The following is a 25,697-nucleotide window of genomic DNA, read 5'->3' on the forward strand; positions in this document are numbered from 1 at the left end:
GCGTACGGCGTGCGCCGTACCGAAAGGGCGGTTTACAGGGAATTGGGCGGTATGACCTGGCCTGCGGGGGAGAGGTTGCCTCCCTTGAGCCAGGCGGCGATCACCCGGGCGATCCTGGGACCGGCCTTGCCGTCCCAGAGCGGGGGAAGGTCCCCGGACGGCGTCGTGGCGCCCTCGGCCAGCGCGCGGTCCGCGGCGGCGGCCAGCTGCGCCGGGGTGACCAGGCGGTTCGTGCCGTGGGTGATGGTGATCGGCCGCTCGGTGTTCGGCCGGACCGTCAGGCACGGCACGCCCAGCATGGTCGTCTCCTCCTGCACCCCGCCCGAGTCGGTGACGACCAGCGAGGCGCCGCGGACCAGCGACAGGAAGTCGACGTAGCCGAGCGGATCGACGATGAGCAGGTTCCCGCCGGTCACCAGCCCCGCGTCGGCCAGCCGCTGCCTGCCCCTGGGGTGGATCGGCACCACGATCGGCAGGCGCGCGCTCACCTCAAGGACGGCGTCGACGAGCTCCTTGGCCGAGGCCGGGTCGTCCACGTTCGCGGGCCGGTGCAGGGTGGCCACGCCGTACCGGCCGGTCAGGCCGAGGCGGGAGCGGATCGGGGCCGGGTCGAGGTGGTCCAGCGCGGAGAACAGGCTGTCGATCATCGGGTTGCCCACCAGGTGGACCCGCGCCGGGTCGACGCCCTCGTTGGACAGGTGGGACAGCGCGTCCGGCGAGGTGGCGAACAGGATGTCGGACAGCGCGTCGGTGACGACCCGGTTGACCTCCTCGGGCATCTCCCGGTCGAAGGAGCGCAGGCCCGCCTCGACGTGCGCGGTCGGCACGTGCAGCTTGGAGCACACGAGGATCGCCGCGAGCGTGGAGTTCACGTCGCCGTAGACGACGACCAGCGTGGGACGGTGCTCAAGCACGACGTCCTCAAGGCCGGTCAGCAGGGCCGCGGTCTGCCGCGCGTGGGAGCCGGAGCCCACCCCGAGGTTGGCGATCGGCTCGGGCAGACCCAGGTCGGCGAAGAACACGTCCGACATCAGCGCGTCGTAGTGCTGACCGGTGTGGACGATGCCCTGCCGCACCCCCAGCTCCGCGAGCCCGCGCACCACCGGGGCCGCCTTCACGAAGTTGGGCCGCGCGCCGAGCACGTGCAGGACGAGGGGATTGTCGGGGTCCGGGGTCGTCCCCGTGGGGGCGTAGTCCCTCATTGACCTCGCCTTTCATGCGGGAGTGGGGCAAACGATGCCTATGGTACGGTCACGGCGTGGTATCCGATGCCAGCACGCCAGACTCCTCAAAGGTTTCCGCGAAGTCGGCCCGTGCCGGGCTGAGCGGCCTGTTGAAGGGGTTCGCCAAGCACCCCGTGATCGTCTCCCGGGTCGTGGCGGCCAAGGTCAAGTCCGATCCGGTGCGTGTGGCCCAGGCCGCCGCCGAGACGCTCCCGCCGAGCCTGCGCCCCGTCGTGGGCCGCTTCGCGTGGCCGGCGGCGCGACAGGCCAGGCTGGTCGTCCGCAAGCTCGGCATGCGCATGGTCAAGGGGCCGTGGGCCGAGGCCAAGGAGCACTTCGACTCGGGCCGGATGAGCGAGGCCGTCGCCGTGCTCCAGGGGCACACCAGGTATCCCTTCATCAAGCGCAGGGCCACCTACTACGCCGGTGAGCTGGGCGCCATCCAGCCCAACCCGATCCCGCCCAAGGACAAGGTCATCGTGGGGGAGCGGGTCGAGGGGCGGGTGCTGCACTGCGTCACCAACGCGCTGCCGTTCACCCAGGCCGGCTACACCGTGCGCACCCACCGCATCGTCACCGCGCAGAAGGCCGCGGGTCTCGACCCGCACGTGGTGACGAGCTGGGGCTGGCCGATGATGCAGGGCCACGCCGACGCGACGCCGTACGAGGAGATCGACGGCATCCCCTACCACCGGCTGATCCCCGACGGCGGTGAGGTGCCCTTCGAGAGCCAGGGCCGCATGATCAGGGGCGCCGGTGAGGTGACCGAGCTGGTCAGGACCCTCAGGCCGCAGATCCTGCACGCCGCGACCGACCACCGCAACGGCTCGGTCGCGCTGGCCGTACGGGAGCGGACCGGCACGCCGATGGTCTACGAGGTCCGCGGCTTCCTTGAGGAGACCTGGGCCTCGCGCGACCCCAAGCGGATCGGCAGCCAGCGGCACGTGCTCCAGCGCGACCGCGAGGCGTTCATCATGCGCTCGGCCGACGCCGTGGTGACGCTGGCGGAGACCATGGCCACCGAGATCGTCGAGCGCGGCGTGCCGAGGGAGAGGATCTTCCTGGCGCCGAACGCGGTCGACGACTCGCTGCTGTCCGCCGAGTACGACGGCGCCGCGTTCCGTTCCGCGTACGGCATCGCCCCCGGCGAGGTCATCATGGGCTCGGTCTCCAGCATCGTGGCCTACGAGGGTTTCGCGACGATGCTGAGCGCCGCGGCGCTGCTGCGCGACCGGGGGACCTCCGTCAAGGTCCTGCTCGTCGGCGACGGCGCCGAACGGCCCGCGCTGCTCGAACAGGTCGAGGAACTCGGCCTCGGCGACGTGGCGATCCTGCCCGGCCGGGTCGGTCCCGACGAGGCGCTGCAGGCCCAGGCGGCCATCGACATCTTCGTCTGCCCCCGCGAGGACCTGCGGGTCTGCCGACTTGTTACACCATTGAAACCTGTCGAGGCGATGGCGCTCGGCAAGCCGGTCGTGCTGAGCGATCTCCCCGCCCTCTCGGAGCTCGTCGGCTCCGACGGCGCCGGGCTTCTCGTCGCCCCGGGCGACCCCGAGGCCCTCGCCGACGCGCTCGCCGCGCTGCGTGACGACCCCGAGCGGCGGGCCGAGATGGGGCAGGCGGGCCGGGCCGAGGTGGCCGCCAAGCGCACGTGGAGCCGCGTCGCGGAGACGTACCGTGACCTTTACCGATCACTTACCGCTTCATGACCTTCGGACGACTCCTGGAAAACAACCGGTTTGTGATGCGTTCAATGGCATTAGACGTGGCTCGTTCGGACTTGAGATAGCCTTTGCGACCATGAAGTGTTGTTTCCGGCATCCCAAGGTCACCCGGTGAGCGAGCGCAACGAGCCCGCCGGCGACACTGGCGCCCCCGTGGGCGGGGCCGGCGAAGGAGGCCGAGTGAGCACCTACGACCTGGCCGTCATCGGTCTCGGATATGTCGGCATGCCCCTGGCGAAGGAGGCCGCGGGGGCCGGACTGCGCGTCGTCGGCTTCGAGGTCGACCCCCTGAAGGTGGAGGCCCTCAACGCGGGCCGCTCCTACATCGACGACCTCACGGACGCCGACCTGGAGCACATGCTGGCCGGTGGGTTCACCGCCACCCTGGACGAGTCGGTCCTGGCCGAGAGCGCGACCGTGGTCATCTGCGTGCCGACCCCGCTCGACGAGGACCACCGCCCCGACCTGTCGGCCGTCGAGGGCGCGACCGCGACCGTCGCCCGTAACCTCTCCAGGGGCACCCTGGTCGTCCTTGAGTCGACCACCTGGCCCGGCACCACCGACGAGGTCGCCCGCCCCATCCTTGAGGCCTCCGGCCTCACCGCGGGCACCGACTTCCACCTCGCCTTCTCACCCGAGCGCATCGACCCGGGCAACGCCAAGTACGGCATGCGCAACACCCCCAAGGTGGTCGGCGGTTACACGCTCGCCTGCCGGGAGCGCGCGGTCGGGTTCTACTCCCGCTTCGTCGAGCAGGTCGTGCCGGTCAGCGGCACCCGCGAGGCCGAGATGGCCAAGCTGCTGGAGAACACCTACCGGCACGTCAACATCGCCCTCGTCAACGAGATGGCGATCTTCTGCGACGAGCTGGGCGTGGACCTGTGGGAGGCCATCGAGGCCGCCTCGACCAAGCCGTTCGGTTTCCAGAAGTTCCTGCCCGGACCGGGCGTCGGCGGCCACTGCATCCCGGTCGACCCGTCCTACCTCTCCTACACGGTGCGCAAGCTGGGATACCCCTTCCGGTTCGTCGAGCTGGCCCAGGAGATCAACGAGCGGATGCCGGCCTACGTGGTCGCCCGCGTCCAGCGGCTGCTCAACCGGCACAGGAAGGCCGTCAACGGCTCCAAGGTGCTTCTGCTCGGCGTCACCTACAAGCCCGACATCGCCGACGAGCGCGAGACCCCGGCCCTCCCGGTCGCGCGGGCGCTCGTCGAGCTCGGCGCCGACCTGGTCTTCGCCGATCCCTACGTCAAACAGTGGCGGGTCGACGGCGTCGAGGTCCCCCGCGAGGAGGACCTGGCGAAGGCCGTCACGGAGGCGGATGTGACGGTGCTGCTCCAGCAGCACGCCGCCTTCGACCTATCGATCGTCGAGGACCACGGCAGGCTCGTGCTCGACACCCGAGGCGTTCTCGCCGAGGGTGAACGCGTCGAGCGGCTCTAGTAACGAAGGGCTGCGCGCAGTGCACGTGCTCGTCATGACGGTGGTGCATCACCCCGAGGACGCCCGGATTCTGCACCGGCAGATCCGCGCGCTGGTGGACGCCGGTCATGAGGTCACGTATGCCGCGCCGTACACCGCGCGGGGCGTCATGGCCCGGTCGTGGGTGAACGGCGTCGATCTCCCCAGGGCAGCCGAGCGTAAGCGGCTCACCGCCGTACGCGCCGCCCGCAAGGTCTTCAAGCGCATGCGTGGCCAGGTGGATCTCGCGATCGTGCACGACCCCGAGCTGCTGCTCGCGGTCGTCGGCGTGCGCAACCGGCCCCCGGTGGTCTGGGACGTCCACGAGGACACCCCGGCGACCCTGTCGCTGAAGCCCTGGCTGCCCGCGTTCCTGCGCCCGCCGGTGCGTTTCCTGGCCCGCCTGCTTGAGGGTACGGCCGAGCGCCACCTGCACCTGCTGCTGGCCGAGAGCGCCTACGCGGGCCGCTTCCACAGGACGCACCTGGTGGTGCCGAACGAGACGTGGGTCCCCGACCAGGTGACGGCGCCGGGCGGCGACCGGATCGTCTACCTCGGCTGGTTGTCGGAGGCGCGCGGGGTGCGCGAGGCCATCGAGGTGGCCAGGCTGCTGCGGCCGCACCGGGTCGCGGTCGAGCTGATCGGCTACGCCGACCCGCAGTCGCGCCCGATGCTGAACGAGGCGGTCGCCGAGGGCCTGCTCGAATGGCGTGACTTCATGCCGAACGACGAGGCGCTCAAGCGGCTCGACGGCGCGCTGGCCGGGCTCTCGCTGCTGCGTGACGAGCCCAACTACCGGCACTCCATGCCCACGAAGATCGTGGAGTACATGGCGCACGGCATCCCGGTGATCACCACTCCCTCGCCACGGGCGGTCGAGCTGGTCGAACGCTACAACAGCGGTGTCGTCGTGCCGTGGCAGGACCCCAAGGCCGTGGCCCAGGCCGTCGTCTTCCTGCGGGACGACGTCAAGGAGCGGCATGGCCAGGGCGCGCGGGGGTACGCGGCGGCCCGTGCGAACCATCACTGGCCGAACTCGGCACGTCGTTTCGTCTCCCAGCTTGAGGCGTGGGCGGGGGTCAAGAGCTGATCTCCGGCACGGGGAAGCCGTTTATGTCCGCCTGATCGTGAGAACGGTAGTGTCCTGAAAGTGCGCTGGCTGACCGCTTTCCTGGGCCTGGCGATCCTCGCAACCGCCGTCGTGGCGGTCGTGATGGTCCTGCCCCGTGGCGAGAGCGCCTCCACGGCCCGGAGCACACCGTCCACCTCTTCGCAGAGCCCGCCGGACCCGTCGGCCTCCCCCTCGGGCACGCCGTACACCGATCCGTGCGGGACGTTCGACACGGCCGTGCGGTCTCCGTACGCGCTGACCGGCTACTGGCTGATCCCCACGACCGACCACTGCACCTGGCGCAGGCAGTTCACGGCCATCCACGAGGTGGGCGGCGACACCGTGATCCGGATCGGCTGGGGCCTGCAGGCCCGCAGGACGTCCGAGGACGGCCGTGTCCTGGAGAAGGAGGGGAACAAGGCCGACCCCCGCTACGCCTCCTGCGTCGAGGACGGCGTGCCGTGCGTCGAGGCGGCCGAGCGGGACCTCAAGGCGGCCAACCCGGGCAACCGGGTGAGCTGGACGTTCGTCTACCGGACCGACGAGGCGTTCGGCGACGGGCTGTTCCGCTGCCCGGCCTACGAGCGCCGGATCGTCGCCGGGGACACGGTCTTCTACCGGTTGCTCGCGCCCGACGACGGCACCGACGACCCCAGCTGCGACAACATCAGGAACAGGGGACGCGGCTACCACCTGATCCTGGTGGCCGCCGCGAAGAAGGACAGCCTCACCGAGCTGCTCGACCTCGGCGACCGGTTCGGGGTGAAGGTCTTCCCGGCGCTGCCGCTGGCCCCGCGCGACCCGGCGCAGAGCACCCGCGCCTCGGAGCGCGGCACCGACACCCTGACCACGCTCACCCGGCGCATCCTGCAGGACTACGGCGACCGCTTCGCGAACCGGACCTCGCTCGGCGGGTTCTACCAGCCGTTCGAGCTGCAACTGCGGGACATGAAGGCCGAGCATCCGACGCTGGCGGTCTACGCCTCCCAGCACCAGATCGTCGAACAGGAGATGCCGGGCAAACCCATCCTGGTCAGTCCCTACCTGGACGCGCGCAAGCGGCTGCCGTTCAGCGCGACGCCCCAGGAGGTGGCCAAGGGCTTCGAGGCGCTGGCCAGGACCGGCGTCGGCATCATCGCGCCGCAGGACAGCCGGGGCACGGGCAAGGTGGGGCTGTTCTGGCCCGACCAGCGGGGCCAGCGGGTGGACGAGCGGCTGAGGTCCGTCGTGGGGGAGACGACCAACGGCGACGCCTACCACGGCTCGACCCGCGACTACTACCGGGAGATGGCGGCGGCCAGGACCAGTATGGTCGAGCAGGGCTACGACGTGCAGCTCTGGGCCAACGTCGAGGCGTTCGAGCCGTCGTCGGACGAGCCGTGCGCCGCCAGGACGGGCACCAGGGGGCGCACCGACAAGAAACGGCTCGACACCGCGGTGACCCAGGTCGGCCGGTACGTCTCGAAGATCGTCTCCTACATGTGGAGCGACTTCTTCACCTGCGGTTCGCCGTCCCTGTCCGAGGAGGTCGCCAGGGACGCGGGCAGGCCGATCCCGGTCGACGCCGTCCACCGTCCGCGTGACATCCAGGACGGCGTCGAGATCCGCGGCTACGACATCCCGGTCGGCTCGACGGTGACGATCACCTGGCCCGGTCAGGAGACCCCCGAGGTCACCAAGGTCACCGGGGTCGATCTCGAAGCGCTCCCGGCCGACCTGCCGGAACGCGTCAGGACGGCGTGGTTCCCGTTCAACTGGAACGGCGTGCCGCAGGGGACGTGGGTGCGGATCAAGGTGACCGCGCCCGACGGGCGCGCGGCGGCCGAGTCCTTACACGTTCGCGTGGGCTCCTGAGCGGTGTAACGTGCCTGACATGGTTCCGCGCATCCCCGTCAGCGTGGACCTTGTCGTTCTCACAGTGCGGTGCCAGGAGCTGAGCGCGCTCGTCTGGCGGCGGGACAAGCAGCCCTACGAGGGGCGCTGGGCCCTGTCCGGCGGCTTCATCCACCTCGACGAGGACCTCCCCGCCGCCGCGGAGCGCGTGCTCGCCGAGCGGGCGGGCCTGCCCGGTGCGCCGGTCCACCTGGAGCAGCTGCAGACCTACGGCTATCCCGACCGTGACCCGCGCCAGCGCGTCCTGAGCGTGGCCTACCTCGGCCTGGCCCCCGACCTGCCCGCCTCGACCGAGGCCCACATGAGCTGGCAGCCGGTCTCCTCGCTCAGGGAGATGGCCTTCGACCACCGGCGCATCATGGTCGACGGGATCGAAAGGGCCAGGGGCAAGCTCGAATACACCCCGCTGGGCGCCGCCTTCTGCCCGCCCGAGTTCACGGTCGCCGATCTTCGCCGGGTTTACGAGATCGTCTGGGGTCGCGCGCTCGATCCGCGTAACTTTCACCGGAAGGTCACCAAGGCGGAGGGCTTCCTGGTGCCGACGGGCCGTACGACCACCCGTGACGGGGGCCGTCCGGCCAAGCTGTACCGCAGGGGACCTGCGGTTTTCCTGCATCCCCCGATGCTGCGCTCCCTGAAGGAGTAGGTCCGGAGACAGTCCCCACGGGGAAGGCTTCCGACGCATCGAATCTCAAGGGATGAAAACCATTCCCTCGTTATAGACATGAAAATGGTTATCGCTTACGCTATTTCCACACTGAGAGGTTAAGAACGCAAAATCTTGAAATTTCAGGATGTCGTCGGGGTTGTTCCGCGACGATTGTCCTGGTGGTCTCGGCGACCGTGAACCCGGCACCGGACGGCGACGGCTCACCCGGCGAACGGCCATGCCTCCTCACCGTCAGGTGGTGGGGGCGGAGGCCGGGCCGGGGCGGGAACCGTCCGGACGCGTGACGCCCTTCCCAGGCACGGAACAGGCTTTTCTCAAGACAGGAGAGTGCTGATGGCGCGGCGGACACTTGCGCCCGGCGTGGAGATCTTCTCGGTGACGACCGGGACGGTACGGCAGGCGGCGGGCACGACGGGACGTTCCGAGACCGAGCCCCGCGGGCGACTGCGGGCCGGGGCGGGCAACGGTCACGCGGAACGCCGCGTGGGCCGGGCCGTACCCGAGGAGTCCGCGAAGGTGACGGTGCTGCGGACCGCCGCGGGCGAGTTCCTCCCCGTCCAGCAGGAGATCGGCGGAGACCTCGACCAGCTCGACCCGGGAACGCTGCGGACCTTCGAGGACCGTGGGCTGCTGGTCGAGCGCGAACCCCGCTCCTGGCCGGGTCCCGTCGCCGTGGTCGGCGGCGGAGCCATCGCGCTCGCGCTGTCCGAACTGCTCGCGCGGATCGGTGCCGAGGTCCACCGGGTGCCGACCCCGGACGCCGCCCTCGGCTGCGCCGCCGTCAGCTGGTGCCAGGACGACCACCCGCCCGCCGAGTGGGCCAAGGCCGACGTCCTGCTCACCGAACGCTCGATCGCCTGGCAGCGCTGCTCGGTCGAGGGCGCGACCGCGGTGCTCGAACCCATCTCCTCGGGCCCCGAGGACCTCACCCACTCCGACGTCAGGGCCAGGCGGCTGGCCGCCTCCGCCACTCCTGGGCACCTGCAGGCCTACTGGAGCAGTGAGCGCCGCAGAGGGCCCTCCCCGGTCGGCCCCGCCGAGGCCTGGTTCGTCGCGGCGCTGCTCGCCGCCGACCTGGAGGCCTGGGCCGCCCGCCGTACGGTGTCACGGGGGTTGAGGCTGGTCGACCTGATCAGCCTGACCGTGACGGAACAGCCGATCCTCCCGCTGTCGGTGGTCTCCTCAGGGGACGCCTGACCGCGAAACGCCCATGGACAGGCGCCGGGTCCCCGGGGGGGTGGAACCGGCGTCTACCGGCCGGCGACCGGACATCCCACGTCCGGTCGCCGGCCGGACATCTTTCACCCGTTCGGCTCGGAGACCTGCTCGGAGGCCTCCGCTCCGGCATTCCAGGAGGATGCCCCATCCGCCTGCTCCTCATAAAGTAAGGTCATGCCTCGTTTCCGTGCGATTCTGGACACCGTGCCCCCCTACCGGGCGGGCAAGGCCGTGGTGTCAGCCGACGGCCGGTCCTTCAAGCTGTCCTCGAACGAATCCCCCTACGGTCCGCTTCCCTCCGTGGTCGAGGCGATCTCCAAGGCGGCCGCCCAGGCTCATCTGTACCCCGACCCCGGGGTGGGCGCGCTGACCAACGCGCTGGCGGAGCGCTACGACGTGCCCGCGGAGCACGTCGCGGTCGGCGCGGGCTCGGTGACGCTGCTGCAGCAGCTCTTCGAGACCGTGGGCGAGCCGGGGGCCGAGGTGATCTACGCCTGGCGGTCGTTCGAGGCCTACCCGCTGATGGCCGACCTGTCGGGTTCCACCTCGGTGCGGGTCCCGCTGGCCGACGAGACGCACCACCTCGACGCCATGGCCGAGGCGATCACCCCGCAGACCCGCATGATCTTCGTCTGCAACCCGAACAACCCCACCGGCACGGTCGTGCGCTCGGCCGAGCTGGCGGCCTTCCTCGACCGGGTCCCCGAGGACGTGCTGGTCATCCTCGACGAGGCATACCGCGAGTACGTCAGGGACACCGACGTCACCGACGGTCTCACGATCTACCGCGACCGGCCCAACGTGGCCGTGCTGCGCACCTTCTCCAAGGCGTACGGCCTGGCCGGGCTGCGGGTCGGCTACCTGATCGGCAACGAGCCCGTCGCCGCGGCCGTCCGCAAGACCGTGGTGCCCTTCGCGGTCAACCACCTCGCCCAGGTGGCCGCGATCGCCTCGCTTGAGGCCGAGGCCGAGCTGCTCGAACGGGTCGAGACCGTGGTCAAGGAGCGCGACCGGGTCCGTGACACGCTGATCTCCCAGGGCTGGACGGTGCCGGTCACCGAGGCCAACTTCGTCTGGCTGCGCCTGGACGGGCGCACCCTTGAGTTCGCCGGGGCCTGCGCGGCCGAGGGCGTCGCCGTGCGTCCCTTCGAGGGTGAGGGCGCCCGCGTCTCCATCGGCTCCCCCGAGGCCAACGACACCTTCCTGGCCGTCGCGGAGGCCTTCCTGAAGGGCTGACGCACCCGGGGCCCTGGCAGAGAGTCCCCTGGGGTGTCCCAGGGCTCCCACGGGGCTCTCAGGCCCCTGTGGTCCCTTTTGTAGGAACCCGTCCCTACGCGGGGGCGGGTTCCTTCTCTGTCACGACCGGCGCCTTCCTGCGTTCGGTCGAGACCACCAGCGCCACGCCGACGACGATCACCAGGCCCGCGACGACCATCGAGCCGGTGACCACCTCGCTCAGGATGAGTCCGCCAAGGACGACCGCGACGACGGGGTTGACGTAGGCGTAGGTCGAGACGAGGGAGATGGGGGCGTTGCCCAGCAACCACACGTAGGCGGTGAAGCCGACCAGCGAGCCCATCACGATGAGGTAGGCGAGCCCGATCCAGGAGCGCCCGGAGACGGCCGCGAGGTTCAGGTGTTCACCCGCCGTCGTGCCGACCAGCGCCAGTCCGACGCCGCCCACGATCATCTCGACCGCGCTGGCCGCGAAGGGGTCGGCGGGCATCGGGATGCGCGAGGACAGGAACGAGCCCACCGACCACGAGATCGAGGCCAGCAGGATGATCGCGATCGACGTGCCGTTCGACGAGCCGCTCGCCCCGGTCAGGGAGAGCACCGCGACACCGGCGAACCCGACGAGCACCCCGGCCAGCGTCAGTGCCCGGGGCCTGTCGCGCGCGACGACGCGCAGGATCACCAGCCACAGCGGCACGGAGGCGACCAGCAGCGCGGCCAGGCCGCTGGAGATGTGCTGTTCGGCCAGCGCGACCATGCCGTTGCCCGCGGTCAGCAGCAGCACGCCGACCAGCGCGGCCCCGCCGAACTGCTTGGCCGTCATCCGGAAGGGGCCCGGTCCCTTCAGCAGCAGGATGACAAGGCTGAGAACCACCGCGGCGGTGGTGAAGCGCATCGCTCCGCTGAGCAACGGGGGAATCGTCTCGATGACCACCCGGATGCCGAGATAGGTGGAACCCCAGACCACGTAGACGATCGCCAGCGCGCCCCAGACGAGGAGAGACGTGCGTCTGTCAGCAGCGTCATAAGCCATAGCTCCTGACAATATCCCCTTATATGGAGAAACCTCTCGCGGATTTCAGTCCTTGAGACGACCCTCCCGAGCCTCGGAAGCAGAAAGCGCCGTCACCCCCGGATGTCCTCGCGGACCCGGAGGATGACGGCGCGGCGGCCCCGGGGTATGGGCCGTGCTGCAGTACGGCGCAGGCCCCGGAGCCACGGACACACGAAGGTCGCGGCCCGGACCGCGACAGGGGCCCCGGCGGAGGCTGCGACCTCAACGGTCTCAGTGGCCTCGGCGGAGCCCGGACAGTCCTTCTCCACCCCGGAAGCCCCAGGGGTCTCCGAAGTCCTGGCAGGGACTCCGGTGGGGACTTCGTGGGAGGTGTCGAAGGGAGCCTCGACAGCCGCGGCAGCGAACTCGGCGGCCTCGGCGGTCTCGGCGGACCTCAGCGGGTTCCCAGCTTCTCCACGATCAGCCGGTAGAGCTGGCGTGGACGACCGGGCTGCGGAGTGCGGTTCGGCGGAAGCGGCCACGCGAGCCCCTCGTCGACCAGCGTGCGCAGCAACCGCCGTGCCGTACGCGGGGTGACGCCGAGCATCTTGCCCGCGCCCTCCGCGTCCACCACGGTGTCCCCGCCCTCCAGCTTGGCGGCCAGCCGTGCCAGCACCTCCACGCCCTTGGGCTTCAGCGGCCCGCCGCCCTGCGGAGGCATCCTGGGCGCCGGGATGAGCGCCCTGCCCTCCCGGTCGACGGCGAAGCCCTGGGCCTGCTTGCCCGCCTGCGTGCGCGCCAGGGCGGCCCTGGCGTGCGACTCGGCGTCATGCGTCGTACGGCCCATGCCGACCCCGACCTCGACCGCCAGCCCCAGCTCGTCACGCACCCGGGCCGCGAAGGGCAGCACCCGGAAGCCCTCGGTCGCCGTGGCGACCGAGCCGCGTGTCGCGGTGACCATGTAGCTGTGGTCGTCGACCGCGGTCACCGAGGCGTTGATGCGGTTCGCCTCCTGCACCAGCAGCCTGTGCAGCGACAGCCTCAGCTCGTCACGCCAGTAGCGCGGCGCGGCCCTGCGGACCGGCTCGCGGAGCGTGGGAACCTCGACCAGCACCACCGTGAGCTGAGACTCCTCCAGCCTGTGGTGCGCCCCGAGCAGCGCCGCGGTGTGCAGCGCCGTACGGACCGCGGCGGAGGTGGGGCGGATCCTGACCACCGGAACCCCGGCCGTCTGCAGCCGGTCGGCGACGGCGGGCAGGCAGGTGAGCGCCCCGCTGGTGTTCCCCTGGCGCGCCAGGCGCTCGTGGAAGGACGCGATCGTGCCGGTGGCTCCCGGCTCGTCGCGGCTGTGCACGTCCCCGGCGGGCAGCCCGAGGTCGGCGTAGGCCTCCTCGATGTCGGCCCGTCCGAGCACGTCGATGCTGACCCTCCTGGGGTCGATCCGCTCGTCCAACGCTGCCCTGGCCAACGCGGCGATCAGTGCCGCGCCGCCGAGCTGGACATACGTCGCGGGCATCGTCAGCACCCCCGATCGTCTGGCCAGGTCGTAGGGAACCGGGCTGGCGAACAGACAGGCGTCGACTCCCGCCCCGAGGCGGGTCACCTTGTCGGCCGCCTCCTGTTCGTCCCGGTACGCAGCGGCCACCAGGCGGCACGGCAGAGGTGCCGCCGCATGTCCCATAAGCATCACTCTTTCTACGAGGTCATGGGGGCCCACCACACCGATAGTGAGGTCCGGTGTCATGGCACCCGGGCGTGACACTCGTGGAGTTTCTTCGGCCCGCTCGACCAATGTTCGTCCCATCCTGCCGTCCCTGTTGATTCGGCTCTCTTTTGGAACGATCGCTTGCGAGGGCCGTAATGTCACGCCCGTTTAGAGGTCAATTCTTGGAGGAACCCACGGTCTAAACCCTGACTGACAGTGTTTACACAGGTCAGAGCGCTTTTTGGGAGACTGAAACCGGTTGATTATCAGGCAGAAATCTCTCGGTGGACATCCGCGCCCAGCGCCTGCATACGCTCGGCCAGATAAGAGTGGCCCCGGTCGATGAGATATCCTGACCCGATCACGGTCTCTCCCTGGGCCGCCAGACCGGCCAGGACCAGGGCGATGCCGGAGCGCAGGTCATGGGCGGTGACGTCGGTTCCGGTGAGCGGAGTGGCGCCCCGGACGACGGCGCTGTTCTCCTTCACTTCGATGTCGGCGCCCATTTTGTTCAGTTCTGCGGCCAATGCGAACCGACCGTCGAAAATCCGTTCGTGGATGTAGCTCGCGCCGTCCGCGAGACAGGCGACCGTCATGATCGGCGACTGCAGATCGGTGGCGAAGCCGGGGTAGGTGTCGGTGATCACGTTGATCGGGCGCAGCGGGCGGTCCCTGCGCACGTGCAGCACGGCGCCGTGGTCGGCGAACTCCACCCCCATCTGCTCCAGCTTGTAACGGACGACACCGAGGTGGTCCAGGTCGGCGCCGACCAGGTTGACCTCGCCGCCGGTGATCGCGGCGGCCATGGCGAACACGCCGGCGTCGAGCCGGTCGGGCATCACGGTGTGCTCGACGGCCTGCAGCTCGTCGACGCCCTCGACGGTGATGAAGCCGGTCCCGCCGCCGCTGATCCGCGCGCCCATCCTGGTCAGCATCTCGATCACGTCGAGGACCTCGGGCTCAAGGGCCGCGTTCTCGATCACGGTCGTGCCGCGCCCGAGGACGCCCGCCATGATCAGGTTCTCGGTGCCGGTGTGCGAGGGGGTGTCGAGGTACAGCGTGGCGCCGGTGAAGCCCGCCGTCTTGACGTGGATGACGGCGTCGCCCTCGTCCACTACCGCGCCGAGCCGCTTGTAGCCCAGGTAGTGGAAGTCGAGGTTGCGACTGCCCAGGTTGCAGCCGCCGACCCCTTCGATGACGGCCTCGCCGAGGCGGTGCAGCAGCGCCGGGACGAACAGCACCGAGCCGCGGAACCGGCGGGCGATCTCGGCGGGCAGCACGGGGCTGCTCAGCGTCGAGGCGTCGATCACCAGCGTGCGTTCGGCCTCGTGGAGCTCGACCTTGGCGCCGACGGCCTCGGCCAGCTCGACCGCGCGGCGGACGTCCTCGATGATGGGGACGTTGCGCAGCACGGTACGGCCTCTGGGCGCCAGGAGGGCCGCGCCGATCATGGGAAGCACGGCGTTCTTGGCGCCCTGGATGAAGGCGGTTCCACGGAGGGGATTGCCACCGCGCACGCGGTAACGGACCATGCTTCATGCTCCTTGGGGGTGGGGGACGATATTCGTACGACATGGGGGGCGGTGGCCGGAAGGCGTCGGCCAACACTAGCCGTTGGATGCCCCTGAACCTGCTATTTCGTGGGGAAACCGGACCCGGTCAGCGGACTGACCAGAAGCTTCCGCGCGAAAGTCTCGACGGTTCCCACATGACAATTTCCACTCGGCCGTGAAAGCTCCCGCGGTTCGTGTGCCCCGCCGGGCGGGCCGTGCGACGCCTGCGTCACCGGCCAGAGTTTATTCACGCGGTACGGGTGCCCCTGCCCGAGGGGGTCAGCGGGGAGGCGGCCGTCAGCAGGGTGTCGGCCCGCTGGTCCACGAAGCGGGTCACGACCTGCTGGCCGTACCCGAAGACCATGGCCCAGACCAGGATCGCAGGCTGGGAGCCGAGCCCGGACATGCCCGGGACGAACCCGGAGTTCAGGATCAGCAGCCCGAGCACGGCCGTCGCCACCCCGGCGGGCGCCTTGAGCAGGGTCTGGGCGACCGCCAGCGAGTAACGCGTGGACAGGTCGGCGCGGGTGGACAGCGAGGCCGCGCTGGACAGCGCCGCGCCCAGCACGCCGACCAGGGCGACGAGCGGGACGTCGCCGTGACCGGGCCGGTGGCCGCCGGTCGGGCAGATCTGGGCGGGCATCAGGCCCTGGGCCTGGACCACCGACTGGTTGCCGCACATCGGTACCGCGTCCGGCCAGATGGCGCCGACCGCCACCAGGCCGAACACGATCACCGACAGCATGAGGACCCCGCCGAGCAGCAGGTTGCGGAAGCTGCGGACCCGGCCGCTCTCCATCGCCTGCGCGGTGTAGGCCGCCCGCAGCACCGACTGCATCAGCGGCCTGTCACCCTCGCCCAGGTCTCCGGCGGCGATCCTGGCCTGCAGCTGGACCAGCCTGGGGTCGTCGCCGGGCAGGTAGGCCCTGCCGATCGCGAGGACCTCGGTCGCCCGGCCGCACAGCTCGGGCGTCGGCAGCACGCCGTACAGCATCACGGTCGCGCTGTTGACGTTCGACCAGGCGCCCTCGACGGCGTGACCGGTCAGCCAGCGGCGCAGGCCGTGCCTGCTCCTGGCGTAGGACTCGGCGCGGGCCAGGTGCGTGCCGATGCCCTCGCCCGCCGAGGCGGACGAGCCCGTGCGCTCGCACGCGGTCAGCGCGCGCTCGGCGTCGGCCCTGATCTCCTCGCTGCGGGTCGCCACGTACACGCGCCAGATGCCGGGCCAGCGCAGGACGCCGGTGTCGCCGATCCGTTCCGGGGAGACTGCGTCGAGCGACATCGTTCCTCCGTTGGGCGCGGGCCGTGGGGGATCGGGCCGGGAGTGTTCCCGGCCCTCGGGGTGTGCCGATTCGACGGTACGTCCCCGTGCCCCGGGACGCCGGGCCTTCGCGGAGCCGGGGCTCAGAGGCCCTGGACCGCGATGTCCGTACGGTGGTGCGAGCCGCGCATCCGGATGCGGCCGACCGCCTGGTAGGCGGCCTCGCGGGCGGCGGCGACGTCGGCTCCGGTGCCGACCACGCTGAGCACCCGCCCGCCCGCCGACAGGACACGGTCGCCGTCGGCGGCGGTCCCGGCGTGCAGCACGTAGGCGTCGTCCGCCACCTCGGAGAGCCCCTCGATGACATCGCCCTTGACCGGGTCCGCGGGGTAGTTCTCCGCCGCGACGACCACGGTCACCGCCGCGCCCTCGTGCCAGGAGAGCGGACCGAACCGGTCGAGCGTGCCGTTCGCGCAGGCCAGCAGCAGGCCGGCGAGCGGCGTCGCGAGCCGGTCGAGCACGACCTGGGTCTCGGGGTCGCCGAACCGCGCGTTGAACTCGATCACCTTCGGGCCGTCCTTGGTGAGCGCGAGCCCGACGAAGAGCACCCCCGTGTACGGCGTGCCGCGTTCGGCCAGCTCGGCCACGGTCGGCAGGACGGTCTCGGCCATCACCCGGTCGGTCAGGTCGGCGGGCGCCCAGGTCAGCGGCGTGTAGGCGCCCATGCCGCCGGTGTTGGGGCCCTTGTCGCCGTCGTAGGCGCGCTTGTGGTCCTGGGCGGGCAGCAGCGGCACGGCCGTCGAGCCGTCGCAGAGCGCGAACAGCGAGACCTCGGGGCCGTCGAGGAACTCCTCGATGACGACCCGTCCGCACGCCGCCGCGTGCCCGAGCGCCTCCTCGCGGTCGTCGGTGACCACGACGCCCTTGCCCGCCGCGAGCCCGTCGTCCTTGACCACGTACGGCGCGCCGAACGCGTCGAGCGCCGCGGCGGCCTCCTCGGGCGTCTCACAGGTGTGGGAGCGCGCGGTCGGCACGCCCGCCGAGGCCATGACGTCCTTGGCGAAGGCCTTGGAACCCTCGATCCTGGCCGCCTCGGCCGAGGGGCCGAAGCACGGGATGCCCGCCTTCCTGACCGCGTCGGCGACCCCGGCGACCAGCGGCGCCTCGGGGCCGATCACGACCAGGTCGGCCCGCAGGTCCTCCGCGAGCCCGGCGACGGCCCCGGGGTCGGTCGGGGTGACCGGGTGCAGGGTCGCGATCCGCGCGATCCCCGGGTTTCCCGGAGCACAGTGGACCTCGGTGACCTGGGGGTCCGTCGCCAGAGACCGGCACAGGGCATGCTCGCGCCCGCCGGATCCAATCACAAGAATGCGCACTCGGGAGAGCTTATCCGCCGGGCATGGGACGACTGTCCACAGGCTGTGGACAAGGTGTTCGACCGCGTACCGCCCGGGGTTGACGAACTTCCGCGTGTCGATCTTCTCTGTGACATATCCTGATGAAAGAGCTGATCTAGCTGTAAACGGGACATGAATTTCGTTGGGTTCCGCATGATCGCCCCTTGTGACCGAGGGTATCCTGGGAGTCCGCCCCCAAGCATGTGCTAAGTTTGGGCGGCTTTGGCGTGTCTGATGCTGATTGGAGGTGGTTGGGGATGACCTCTGGCGATCCCAGCAGTACGTGCTCGCGCACACGTGCTGTGCGCACTCTCGACCACTCCACACCGGTGTCCGACCGGCTGCGCACGCATTCTCTTTGAGTTGAGGTGACACAACGTCGCGTGCGATCAGTGCCGGTTCGGGCGGGAAGGCCTGACATGCGCTCTTCGCTTCTGTTCCCCCGCATCAAGCACGTACGTGCCGTTCGTACCCCGCGTCCCAGCCTCTCGGCTGCCGACCGTGCGAACTCCCCCTGTGTCCCGCCGAGCGACTCGCTCGTCGAGTACGCCGCCTACGTCAACGGCAAGAAGATCGACGCCCTGGGCATCGTCGACGCCCTCGAACTCGTCCGCGAGCACAACGCCGCGCAGGAGAAGGGCAACGCCTTCGTCTGGGTCGGCCTGCACGAACCCGACGCCCCCGAGGTCGAGTGGCTGGCAGAGGTCTTCGCCCTGCACCCCCTCGCCGTCGAGGACGCCGTCAAGGCTCATCAGCGTCCGAAGGTCGAGCGGTACGGCGACTCGCTGTTCGTCGTCCTGAAGACCGTCGCCTACCTCGACCACGACGAACTCACCGCGACCAGCGAGATCATCGGCACCGGCGAGATCATGGCCTTCGTCGGCCCCGACTTCGTGGTCACCGTACGGCACGGCACGCACTGCCCGCTGACCGAGGTGCGCCAGCGCCTTGAGGACAAGCCCAAGCTCCTCAGCCGGGGCCCGACCGGCGTGCTGCACGCCATCGCCGACCACGTCGTCGACAAGTACCTCACCGTGGCCGACCTCATGCAGACCGAGCTCGAAGACGTCGAGGCCATGGTCTTCGCCGAGGTCAGCGCCCGCGACATCGGCCGGATCTACAACCTCAAGCGCGAGATGATCGAGATGAAGCGGTCGGTGACCCCGCTGCAGTCACCGCTCGCCACGCTCGCCCAGCGCCGGATGATCCCCTCGGAGATGCGCGAGTACTTCCGTGACGTCGTCGACCACCTCGCCCGCGTCTGCGAGCAGGTCGAGTCGTCCAACGAACTGTGCAACTCGGTCCTGCAGGCCGCGCTGGCCCGCTCGAACGCCCTCGCCAACGAGGACATGCGCAAGATCTCCTCGTGGGTGGCCATCATGGCCGTCCCCACGATGATCGCCGGGATCTACGGCATGAACTTCAAGCACATGCCCGAGCTTGAGTCCGTCTTCGGCTACCCGCTCGTGATCTGCGTCATGGTGATCGTCTGCACGCTGCTCTACCGGGGGTTCCGCCGCAACGGCTGGCTATGACGTCAGCCGACCGGCGCGCGCATCGGGGAGAGCGGGGTGGCCAACGGCAGGCCCCGCTCGGCCCACAGCACGCGCATCCGGTCGGGATAGTCGGTGACGACCCCGGCGACCCCTAGGTCGAGCAGCACCGCGGCCCTGGCCGGGTCGTTGACGGTCCAGGCGACCACCGGAAGCCCGGCCCTGGCCGCGTCGGACATCAACTCCTCGTCGAGCAGCACGTGGTCGGGCGAGAGCACCGTTCCCCCCGCCGCCAGCGCGGCGGCCGGAAGGTCGCCGCCGAAGTCGTCGAGATCGAGCCCGCCGAACCACGCCGGGTCCATCGTCGCCCGCTCGACCAGCGCGTAACAGGGCATCGCCGGGACCAGGGAGCGGGCGACGCCGAGAATCCGCCAGTCGAAGCTGAGGATCGCCGCCCCGCCGAGCCTGCCGTGCAGGTCCAGCTCGGCGACCACCAACTCGGTCAGCTCACGCGGGTCGGCGCTCAGGTCGGGCCGCGTCGGATCGGACTTCAGCTCGACGTGCAACCGCACCCGGTCGGCCCCGTAGGCGTTCACCAGGGCCAGCACGGCGCTCAGCGTCGGCATACGGGTGTCGGGAACCGGCACCTGGGTGGCGACGAACCGGTCACCCGAGACGAGCGGCAGCCGTACACCGCATTCGAGGGTGCGTAACTGTGCCAGCGTCAGAGTCCCGACGGGCCTGCCCACGTAGGGGAACAGCGGGTCGCCGGGGAAGGCGGGGTAGCGGTCGGCGCTGGTGACCGCGGAGACCGTCAGGTCATGGGTCAGCACCAGGCGCCGGTCGGCCGTCAGCGCGACGTCGAACTCAAGCGCGTCGACACCCAGCTCCAGGGCGTGGGCGAGGCCGGGCAACGTGTTCTCTGGCCGGAGGCCGCGGGCTCCCCGGTGGCCATGGATCTCGGCATGCACACAGGGGACCCTACCGACCCCGGACCCCGATTCCACAGCGCGGCTCGCCCCCTGTTTCCATCGCGCGTCAACCTTGTCACCGCATGTGGTTCGCAAAGTCCTCACCAGCGGACAACCAAGACGGTGCAGCGGATCGGGCCCGGTGCGCGTTCCTAGGTCATGAACGGTGAGACAGTCGCTCAGGCGACCGCGCCACCCGGTGCCCGGGCGGTACTGGCGGACCTGTACCGCGAGCACCGGCTCGCCCTGGTCCGCCTGGCCGTACTGCTCGTGGGGGACAGGGAGAGCGCGGAGGACGTCGTGCAGGACGTCTTCTCCAGGCTGCACACCGCCACGCTGAACGGCGGGCGCCCCGGGACGCTCACGCTGACGTACGTCCGCGTCTGCGTGCTGAACGCCTCGCGCTCCCTGCTGCGCAGACGCGGGGTCGCCGCCAGGCTGAGGCTCACGCGACGGGACTGGCCGATCGGCCCCGATTCGGCCTCCGGCTCCGGCTCCGGCTCCGGCTCCGACTCCGCGGAGACGAGCGTGCTGCTGGGCGAGACGCGCCAGGAGATGCTGGCCGCGCTCGGCAGGCTGCCCAGGAGACAGCGTGAGGTCCTCGTCCTGCGTTACTACCTCGACCTGTCCGACGCCGAGATCGCCCAGGTGACGCGGCTCGGGCAGAGCACCGTACGGTCCACCGTCTCACGGGCTCTGGGACGGCTTGAGCGCGAACTGGGAGGAAAGGCATGACCGGCATCGAGGATCGGCTCAGGGACGCGCTGGCCGCCAGGGCCGAGGCCGTGACGGACGACGGACGGCCCCGCGTTCTCCCCGAACCGCACAGGCCGCTCGCGCGGCCCGGGTGGTGGGCGCCGGTCGCGGTCGCGGCGGCCATGGTGCTCGTGGTCGGCGTCGTCGTCGTGGGAACGCGAACGCGGCTGGTCACGGCCCCGCGACCCGTGTCCTCCTCCGGCGCCCTTCCCCCGCCGATCAGGCAGGTGTGGCCGGACGCGGTGCACGAGGTCCCGGCGACAGGGCCCGGCGGCCGGACGTTCACTCCGGAGACGTTCGTCACCGACTGGATCGTGGTCGGGCAGAGTCTGCGGAAGGACCGGTTCGACGGGCTCTGGGCGTACGACGTCGTCCGGCGGAGGTTCAGCCTGATCGCGTCGTTGAAGGAGCCGATCGACGGGTCGCCGGCCTTCGGGGACGGCCATCTGGCGTGGTCGACCACCCGGGGCCGGACGACCGAGGTGTGGACGGTGTCGATCGCCGGCGGCACGCCACGGCGGCTCGCCAGGTTCCCCGCCGCGATCGACGACGACGACAATTACGAGGGGATGAGCCTGGCCGTGGCAGACGACGCGGTCGTGTGGTCCCCGCCGGGGGGCGGTGTCTACCGGGTTCCGCTGAAGGGCGGGAAGGTGTCCCTCATCGAGGGGACGAAGGGCCAGTGGCTGGTCGAGTGGCCGTGGGCCGGGTGGCCCAGGCGGGGCACCATGACGGACCAGTCGGTTCCCCGTCCCATGGAGCACCTGCGGAACACGCTCACGGGTGAGACGAGGGACGCGGTCCCTCCGGCGGGACACACCTCGTGGTACGAGTGCGGCCTCACATGGTGTTACGGCGGCTCCAACGCCTGGCGACGTGACGGGACGGGCCTGCACGCGATGCCGGGGTCGACGGGCGGGGCGTCCTTCCTGGGCCGTGTCGTTCTGCTTGACCAGACGGACCACGCGGGCAACGGGGGACGCGGTCTCTACGACGCGGCCACGCGCCGCTCCGGCCTGCTGTTCCCCGTTCGGGCTTCCCTGAACCCGAAGGATCATCCTCCCGGCCTGTTCGTGGAGAAGAACCTGTTCTGGTTTAAGAAGGACAAGAAAACCCTGGTTCTGGTGAACCCCAATGTCATAATTCGATGAGGCTTTATTGGTTTCGGTCGGCTGGTAAACGGGTTCGGGTCCTCGACCTCACCGGAGAGCCGTGGCGAGGAGGAAAAGTCCCGCGCTGCCTCCTGGAGCCGTCCGCCCGTGTCCTCGCCCTGGCGGCTCAGGAGGCGGGGGAGACCGCGTCCCCCCCGGGGCCCGGTTCGTTCGGAACAGGTCGGCCGCCGTGAAAACCCTGGTGACGACGGGAGTTGACAACCGGTCCTTACAGGCTTGTTTCGGAAACGGTGTGTGCGAACTCGTGGGAAGGCCCGTACGGCGGTCGGACCGAACGGGTCGTCGGGCTTTCCCGTCGCGGGGCCGCCCGAATGGGAGCCTGTTATGTCGGAACTGACATCCCCTGCTCGGAACAATCGCGGAGGAACAGGAAAACGGTGGTCGCATTCTTTTGACACCGGATGTGGGAATTCACAATGCCACGGGGGCTGAATTCCTCTCGGCACCGGTAGGGGCGATTTCCCGATGACGCCCTTCCGGGGCCGTACGGCGCGCTGTGGGGTTGCCCGGAGGAGTCGGGGTCCGAGATCTGGCTCGTCGTGGGGTGGGCGGGGCCGTACGGCCTTGGGGAGGCTCGGCTGAGGACCTGGATCCTCCCAAGGTCGTACGGCTCGCCGGGGCTTCGCCGGGTCAGCTGAGGAAGGCCGGGCGGAGCATGGCGAAGACCTGGTCCGTCAGGGTCGGGCGGTCGGCTGAGCCGCCGGTGCGCAGCCATTCACGCGCCACCGTGTCGAGGGCCGCCCCTGCGGCGACCGAGGCGAGGTCGGCCTCCAGCGGGGACAGGCCGCGCCCCGTCAGCGACTCGACGATCAGGGCGCGGGCCTCGTCACGCTTCTGCAGGAGCCTGGCCCGTAGCGGGGGAGTGGACTCGATGAGCCGCAGCACCTCGATCTGCGTGTTGATGTGCGCCTCCCAGGCGCGCAGCACCGTGTGCAGGCACTCCCACGCCCCTTCCCCCGGTGGCCGGGCGGAGATCTCCTGGGCGACCCGCTCGGCCGTCGCCTCAAGCTCTCCGAGAAGCGCGTCCTCCTTGGTCGGGAAGTAGCGGAAGAAGCTCCGCTTGGACATCCCGGCCGCCCTGGCGATGTCGTCGACCGTGGTCTCGTCGAAGCCGCGCTCGGTGAACAGCTCAAGCGCCCGTGCGGCCAGCTCGGCGCGCACCGCCCGCCTGGTGCGATCTCGTAACCCCTCCATGACCCAAAATCATACACTCATTGCCAAGCTTGGCACTTGGTGACATATTCAGGGCGACGCTCTTTGGATCGGAGGCTCTCATGCGTGGAAAGACCGTCCTGATCACCGGCAGCACCGGAGGAATCGGCAAGGAGACCGCACGCGGGCTGGCCGCCCTGGGCGCCCGGGTGATCCTCGTCGGCCGTGACCCCGTACGCGCCCGGCGGGCGGCCGACGAACTGGGCGCGGGCGGCGGCCAGGTCGAGGCCCTCGCGGCGGACATGACCCGCCTGGGTGAGATGGCGGCCCTCGCCGCCCGGGTGGCCGAACGCTGCGACCGGCTGGACGTGCTGGTCAACAACGTCGGCGCCAACCCGCCACGCCGTACGCTCACCGAGGACGGGGTGGAGACCACCTTCGCCGCCCACGTGCTGGCGCCGTTCACACTCACCCGTCTGTTGCTGCCGCTGCTCGTCGGCCGGGTCGTCAACATCACCGGGGGCATCCCCGGCGGCCCGATCGACCTGGACAACCTCCAGGCGGAACGGCGCTATCTGGGGTGGACCTTCGCCCAGTACAACCACACCAAGACCATGCAGATGGCGATGAGCCTGCGCTTCGCCGAGGAGGTGGCCGGGACCGGAGTCACGGTCAACGTGGCCTACCCCGGGCACGGCCACACGCCGATGAACCAGTCGCTGAAGGCGGCCGGATTCCCCTACCTCTACCGCCCGATCGTCCCGCTGCTGGGCCTGGTCGCCCCCCGGTTCTTCGCGGACCTCGGCAAACCCGCCCGCTCCAGCATCCACCTGGCCTCAAGCGCCGAGGTCGAGGGAGTGAGCGGAGCCTACTTCAGCATGAAGTGCCGCCGTACGGCCTGGCCGGAGAGCGCCCTGAACCGCCGCAACCAGGACACGATCTGGGCGCTGTGCGAGAACCTGACCCGCGAGGTCATCGGACGCCTCTGATGTAGGAGGCTAGGGGGATGACACAGTCACATATCACTGGTCTTCGAGCTCTTCGGGTCTCCCGGACCTTCCAGGTCGGCGGTGGCTCCCGTGGCTGACCCGAAGCGTCCCGTTCCCGTGATCCGCGAGGCTCGTGAGGAGGACTGGCCGCGGATCTGGCCCATCGTTCGCGACGTCGTCACCGCGCAGGAGACCTTCACCTACGACCCCGCCATGAGCGAGGACGACGCCAGGAACCTCTGGCTCCTGTCGGCCCCGGCCAGGGTGGTCGTCGCGGTCGACGGTGACCTGGTGCTCGGCACCGCCAACATGTACGCCAACCGGCCCGGCCCCGGCGACCACATCGCCTCCGGCAGCCTGATGGTCGCGGGGGAGGCACGGGGCATGGGCGTCGGACGCGCCCTCGTCACGGACATGATCACCTGGGCGAGGCGGGAGGGGTTCGCGGCGATCCAGTTCAACGCCGTCGCGGACAGCAACAGGAGCGCGATCCACCTCTACGAGAGCCTGGGCTTCACCACCCTGGGCACGGCCCCCGGCGCTTTCCGCCACCCCACGGAAGGCCACGTCGGCCTCCGGATCATGTGGCTCCCCCTGTGACGGGCACGGCCTTGCTCACCGGATCACATGGGCATGTCGTGGAGAGGGCGCCGTGTGACACAGTGGCCTCCAGACAGGTTCCTGAGGACCGGGCCGCTGCCGGGAGGAGGGAAGAACCGTCGTACGACCCAGCCACATCCACAAAATGATCAACGCCCTGACTTGCACTTCTGCACTACCGCCGGACTGCCGCAGAACCAGCCGATCCCACCTTCGATCTAACCCGCCTGACCTGCGACTTTACCCCGGGTCCCTCATCACCCTGGAGGGTTACCAGTGACCTCTTCGGTGTGAACGAAGCGCTCTCCCGGTCCCCTCATCACCCTGGAGGGTTCGCAACACTGCGGAACGGCGAACCGCTCTCCGCGGCCGATGGGTCCCTCATCACCCTGAAGGGTTCGCACCACTACAGGAGAAGCGTTGAGGAGGGCCTTGATGTCGGTTTCGCGGTAGCGGCGTTGGTTGCTGGGGGTTCTGACCGAGGGGATCTTCCCGGTGAGGGCCCACCGGTTGACGGTCTTGGGGTCGACGCCGAAGATCCGGGCGACCTCGCCGGGGGTGAGGAGGCGTTCGGTGGTGTCCGGTCCGGTGGAGAAGGTGCCGTCGGGGGCGACGGCCTTGAGCGGGGACATGGGGGCTCCTTCAGTAGCGGAGGGTGTGCAGGATTTGGTCGTGCCGGGCGAGCGCGCGGACGAGCCGGTGCAGGGTCGTACGGCCGAGCACGTCGCGGGCCCCGGCTTTGCGCTGGTCGAGGCGCAGGGGTTCGTAGCGGACGGCCCACCACCTGGGGAGTCCGGGCAGGTTCCGTTCCTCGTACCGCCAGGCGGGGTGGGTGCTGATGAGCAGGTCGATCAGGCGCCGTTCGTCGTCGGTCATGGTCGTCCCTGGTTAGGGAGTGGAAGTGGGGGTGGGTGCCCGGCCCCGAGCCGGGGAGCATGCGGCCGGGCACCCTGGAGGAGGACCGGCCCCACACACTCGGGGCCGGTGCGCCAGACGACTCCCCTTCCCCAGCACGCCAGCGTGCATGGGAACCGTCTTGCGGAGGTGTGGGGGGGGGGGGGCGCCGACCGGGCGGCCCCCGCAAGGCTGTCCGGCGGGGGCCGGGGGGGTGTGGGGCA

At 70.2% G+C, this 25,697-nt stretch carries 21 protein-coding genes and 1 pseudogene; 12 read left to right on the forward strand and 10 right to left on the reverse strand.

Annotated elements, in window-relative coordinates; genetic code table 11:
• Nucleotides 1-32: 32 nt before the first annotated feature.
• Entirely contained in the window at nucleotides 33-1,202 is a 1,170-nt protein-coding gene (gene wecB, locus ABZ463_RS31740; RefSeq protein ID WP_362781683.1) for a UDP-N-acetylglucosamine 2-epimerase (non-hydrolyzing), read from the reverse strand.
• Between the two features lie 56 nt (nucleotides 1,203-1,258).
• On the opposite strand from wecB, the gene ABZ463_RS31745 reads away from it, so the two are divergent.
• The 7 genes from ABZ463_RS31745 (at nucleotide 1,259) to hisC (ending at nucleotide 10,536) form a co-directional block, all read left to right on the forward strand.
• The gene (locus ABZ463_RS31745) at nucleotides 1,259-2,932 is read left to right on the forward strand and encodes a glycosyltransferase family 4 protein (RefSeq protein WP_362781685.1); all 1,674 of its coding nucleotides are present in this window, start codon (nucleotides 1,259-1,261) and stop codon (nucleotides 2,930-2,932) included.
• Between the two features lie 195 nt (nucleotides 2,933-3,127).
• Nucleotides 3,128-4,390, forward strand: a complete 1,263-nt coding sequence (locus tag ABZ463_RS31750) for a nucleotide sugar dehydrogenase (RefSeq protein WP_352011151.1) — start codon at nucleotides 3,128-3,130, stop codon at nucleotides 4,388-4,390.
• Nucleotides 4,391-4,409: 19 nt separating this feature from the next.
• A complete protein-coding gene (locus tag ABZ463_RS31755; RefSeq protein ID WP_352011150.1) occupies nucleotides 4,410-5,498 on the forward strand; it encodes a glycosyltransferase in 1,089 nt (362 codons plus the stop codon).
• 60 nt (nucleotides 5,499-5,558) lie between these two features.
• The gene (locus ABZ463_RS31760) at nucleotides 5,559-7,373 is read left to right on the forward strand and encodes a DUF4434 domain-containing protein (protein ID WP_362781688.1); all 1,815 of its coding nucleotides are present in this window, start codon (nucleotides 5,559-5,561) and stop codon (nucleotides 7,371-7,373) included.
• 19 nt (nucleotides 7,374-7,392) lie between these two features.
• Complete coding sequence (locus ABZ463_RS31765; RefSeq protein ID WP_352011148.1) at nucleotides 7,393-8,058, forward strand: NUDIX domain-containing protein; 666 nt, start codon at nucleotides 7,393-7,395, stop codon at nucleotides 8,056-8,058.
• Between the two features lie 357 nt (nucleotides 8,059-8,415).
• Nucleotides 8,416-9,279 (forward strand): hypothetical protein, encoded by an 864-nt coding sequence (locus ABZ463_RS31770; protein WP_362781690.1) that lies wholly within the window; start codon nucleotides 8,416-8,418, stop codon nucleotides 9,277-9,279.
• Between the two features lie 195 nt (nucleotides 9,280-9,474).
• The gene (hisC, locus tag ABZ463_RS31775; RefSeq protein ID WP_362781692.1) at nucleotides 9,475-10,536 is read left to right on the forward strand and encodes a histidinol-phosphate transaminase; all 1,062 of its coding nucleotides are present in this window, start codon (nucleotides 9,475-9,477) and stop codon (nucleotides 10,534-10,536) included.
• Nucleotides 10,537-10,630: 94 nt separating this feature from the next.
• Here the strand turns inward: hisC and ABZ463_RS31780 are convergent, their stop codons facing one another.
• The 5 genes from ABZ463_RS31780 to purD all read right to left on the reverse strand — a co-directional run bounded on the left by ABZ463_RS31780 (nucleotide 10,631) and on the right by purD (nucleotide 17,425).
• Nucleotides 10,631-11,569, reverse strand: a complete 939-nt coding sequence (locus tag ABZ463_RS31780; protein ID WP_362781694.1) for an EamA family transporter — start codon at nucleotides 11,567-11,569, stop codon at nucleotides 10,631-10,633.
• A 415-nt stretch (nucleotides 11,570-11,984) separates the two neighbouring features.
• Complete coding sequence (locus ABZ463_RS31785; protein ID WP_352011144.1) at nucleotides 11,985-13,274, reverse strand: GTP cyclohydrolase IIa; 1,290 nt, start codon at nucleotides 13,272-13,274, stop codon at nucleotides 11,985-11,987.
• Between the two features lie 227 nt (nucleotides 13,275-13,501).
• On the reverse strand, nucleotides 13,502-14,767 hold the full coding sequence (gene murA / locus ABZ463_RS31790) for a UDP-N-acetylglucosamine 1-carboxyvinyltransferase (RefSeq protein ID WP_352011143.1): 1,266 nt from the start codon (nucleotides 14,765-14,767) through the stop codon (nucleotides 13,502-13,504).
• Nucleotides 14,768-15,035: 268 nt separating this feature from the next.
• Nucleotides 15,036-16,070, reverse strand: a complete 1,035-nt coding sequence (locus tag ABZ463_RS31795; protein ID WP_352011142.1) for a hypothetical protein — start codon at nucleotides 16,068-16,070, stop codon at nucleotides 15,036-15,038.
• A gap of 122 nt (nucleotides 16,071-16,192) precedes the next feature.
• Nucleotides 16,193-17,425 carry a phosphoribosylamine--glycine ligase gene (gene purD / locus ABZ463_RS31800; RefSeq protein ID WP_352011141.1) on the reverse strand — a complete coding sequence of 411 codons (1,233 nt, stop codon included), beginning with the start codon at nucleotides 17,423-17,425 and terminating at the stop codon, nucleotides 16,193-16,195.
• Nucleotides 17,426-17,865: 440 nt separating this feature from the next.
• Here purD and corA point away from each other — a divergent pair, with 440 nt between their 5' ends.
• Nucleotides 17,866-18,981: a magnesium/cobalt transporter CorA gene (gene corA, locus ABZ463_RS31805; protein ID WP_352011140.1), complete on the forward strand. Its 1,116-nt coding sequence runs from the start codon at nucleotides 17,866-17,868 to the stop codon at nucleotides 18,979-18,981.
• 2 nt (nucleotides 18,982-18,983) lie between these two features.
• Here corA and ABZ463_RS31810 read toward each other — a convergent pair whose 3' ends face one another.
• Nucleotides 18,984-19,910 carry a glycerophosphodiester phosphodiesterase family protein gene (locus tag ABZ463_RS31810; protein WP_352011139.1) on the reverse strand — a complete coding sequence of 309 codons (927 nt, stop codon included), beginning with the start codon at nucleotides 19,908-19,910 and terminating at the stop codon, nucleotides 18,984-18,986.
• A 159-nt stretch (nucleotides 19,911-20,069) separates the two neighbouring features.
• Between ABZ463_RS31810 and ABZ463_RS31815 the strand changes: the two genes are divergently transcribed.
• Together ABZ463_RS31815 and ABZ463_RS31820 are read left to right on the forward strand one after the other, a co-directional pair.
• Nucleotides 20,070-20,645, forward strand: coding sequence for an RNA polymerase sigma factor (locus ABZ463_RS31815; RefSeq protein WP_362781699.1), 576 nt, complete (start codon nucleotides 20,070-20,072; stop codon nucleotides 20,643-20,645).
• The gene (locus tag ABZ463_RS31820; RefSeq protein ID WP_352011137.1) at nucleotides 20,642-21,817 is read left to right on the forward strand and encodes a hypothetical protein; all 1,176 of its coding nucleotides are present in this window, start codon (nucleotides 20,642-20,644) and stop codon (nucleotides 21,815-21,817) included. Before ABZ463_RS31815 ends, ABZ463_RS31820 begins: the two co-directional genes overlap by 4 nt.
• 651 nt (nucleotides 21,818-22,468) lie before the next feature.
• On the opposite strand, the gene ABZ463_RS31825 is transcribed toward ABZ463_RS31820, so the two are convergent.
• The gene (locus ABZ463_RS31825) at nucleotides 22,469-23,032 is read right to left on the reverse strand and encodes a TetR family transcriptional regulator (RefSeq protein ID WP_362781701.1); all 564 of its coding nucleotides are present in this window, start codon (nucleotides 23,030-23,032) and stop codon (nucleotides 22,469-22,471) included.
• Between the two features lie 80 nt (nucleotides 23,033-23,112).
• Between ABZ463_RS31825 and ABZ463_RS31830 the strand changes: the two genes are divergently transcribed.
• Both ABZ463_RS31830 and ABZ463_RS31835 read left to right on the forward strand, forming a co-directional pair.
• Nucleotides 23,113-23,979 (forward strand): SDR family NAD(P)-dependent oxidoreductase, encoded by an 867-nt coding sequence (locus ABZ463_RS31830; RefSeq protein WP_352011135.1) that lies wholly within the window; start codon nucleotides 23,113-23,115, stop codon nucleotides 23,977-23,979.
• Nucleotides 23,980-24,069: 90 nt separating this feature from the next.
• Entirely contained in the window at nucleotides 24,070-24,579 is a 510-nt protein-coding gene (locus ABZ463_RS31835) for a GNAT family N-acetyltransferase (RefSeq protein WP_362781703.1), read from the forward strand.
• A 422-nt stretch (nucleotides 24,580-25,001) separates the two neighbouring features.
• On the opposite strand, the pseudogene ABZ463_RS31840 reads toward ABZ463_RS31835, so the two are convergent.
• A pseudogene (locus tag ABZ463_RS31840) lies at nucleotides 25,002-25,211 on the reverse strand (BldC family transcriptional regulator); the annotation flags it as partial.
• A gap of 10 nt (nucleotides 25,212-25,221) precedes the next feature.
• Complete coding sequence (locus ABZ463_RS31845; protein WP_352011132.1) at nucleotides 25,222-25,455, reverse strand: hypothetical protein; 234 nt, start codon at nucleotides 25,453-25,455, stop codon at nucleotides 25,222-25,224.
• Nucleotides 25,456-25,697 lie beyond the last annotated feature (242 nt).

The organism is Streptosporangium sp. NPDC020145 (genome assembly GCF_040631275.1).
Classification (GTDB): domain Bacteria; phylum Actinomycetota; class Actinomycetes; order Streptosporangiales; family Streptosporangiaceae; genus Streptosporangium.

Excerpts from the sequence above, each read along its gene's own strand:
- wecB (WP_362781683.1), bottom strand. The coding sequence starts at position 1,202 with ATGAGGGACTACGCCCCCACGGGGACGACCCCGGACCCCGACAATCCC.
- ABZ463_RS31765 (WP_352011148.1), top strand. The coding sequence starts at position 7,393 with ATGGTTCCGCGCATCCCCGTCAGCGTGGACCTTGTCGTTCTCACAGTG.
- ABZ463_RS31770 (WP_362781690.1), top strand. The coding sequence starts at position 8,416 with ATGGCGCGGCGGACACTTGCGCCCGGCGTGGAGATCTTCTCGGTGACG.
- hisC (WP_362781692.1), top strand. The coding sequence starts at position 9,475 with ATGCCTCGTTTCCGTGCGATTCTGGACACCGTGCCCCCCTACCGGGCG.
- ABZ463_RS31780 (WP_362781694.1), bottom strand. The coding sequence starts at position 11,569 with ATGGCTTATGACGCTGCTGACAGACGCACGTCTCTCCTCGTCTGGGGC.
- ABZ463_RS31785 (WP_352011144.1), bottom strand. The coding sequence starts at position 13,274 with ATGACACCGGACCTCACTATCGGTGTGGTGGGCCCCCATGACCTCGTA.
- murA (WP_352011143.1), bottom strand. The coding sequence starts at position 14,767 with ATGGTCCGTTACCGCGTGCGCGGTGGCAATCCCCTCCGTGGAACCGCC.
- ABZ463_RS31795 (WP_352011142.1), bottom strand. The coding sequence starts at position 16,070 with ATGTCGCTCGACGCAGTCTCCCCGGAACGGATCGGCGACACCGGCGTC.
- corA (WP_352011140.1), top strand. The coding sequence starts at position 17,866 with ATGCGCTCTTCGCTTCTGTTCCCCCGCATCAAGCACGTACGTGCCGTT.
- ABZ463_RS31815 (WP_362781699.1), top strand. The coding sequence starts at position 20,070 with ATGAACGGTGAGACAGTCGCTCAGGCGACCGCGCCACCCGGTGCCCGG.
- ABZ463_RS31820 (WP_352011137.1), top strand. The coding sequence starts at position 20,642 with ATGACCGGCATCGAGGATCGGCTCAGGGACGCGCTGGCCGCCAGGGCC.
- ABZ463_RS31825 (WP_362781701.1), bottom strand. The coding sequence starts at position 23,032 with ATGGAGGGGTTACGAGATCGCACCAGGCGGGCGGTGCGCGCCGAGCTG.
- ABZ463_RS31830 (WP_352011135.1), top strand. The coding sequence starts at position 23,113 with ATGCGTGGAAAGACCGTCCTGATCACCGGCAGCACCGGAGGAATCGGC.
- ABZ463_RS31845 (WP_352011132.1), bottom strand. The coding sequence starts at position 25,455 with ATGACCGACGACGAACGGCGCCTGATCGACCTGCTCATCAGCACCCAC.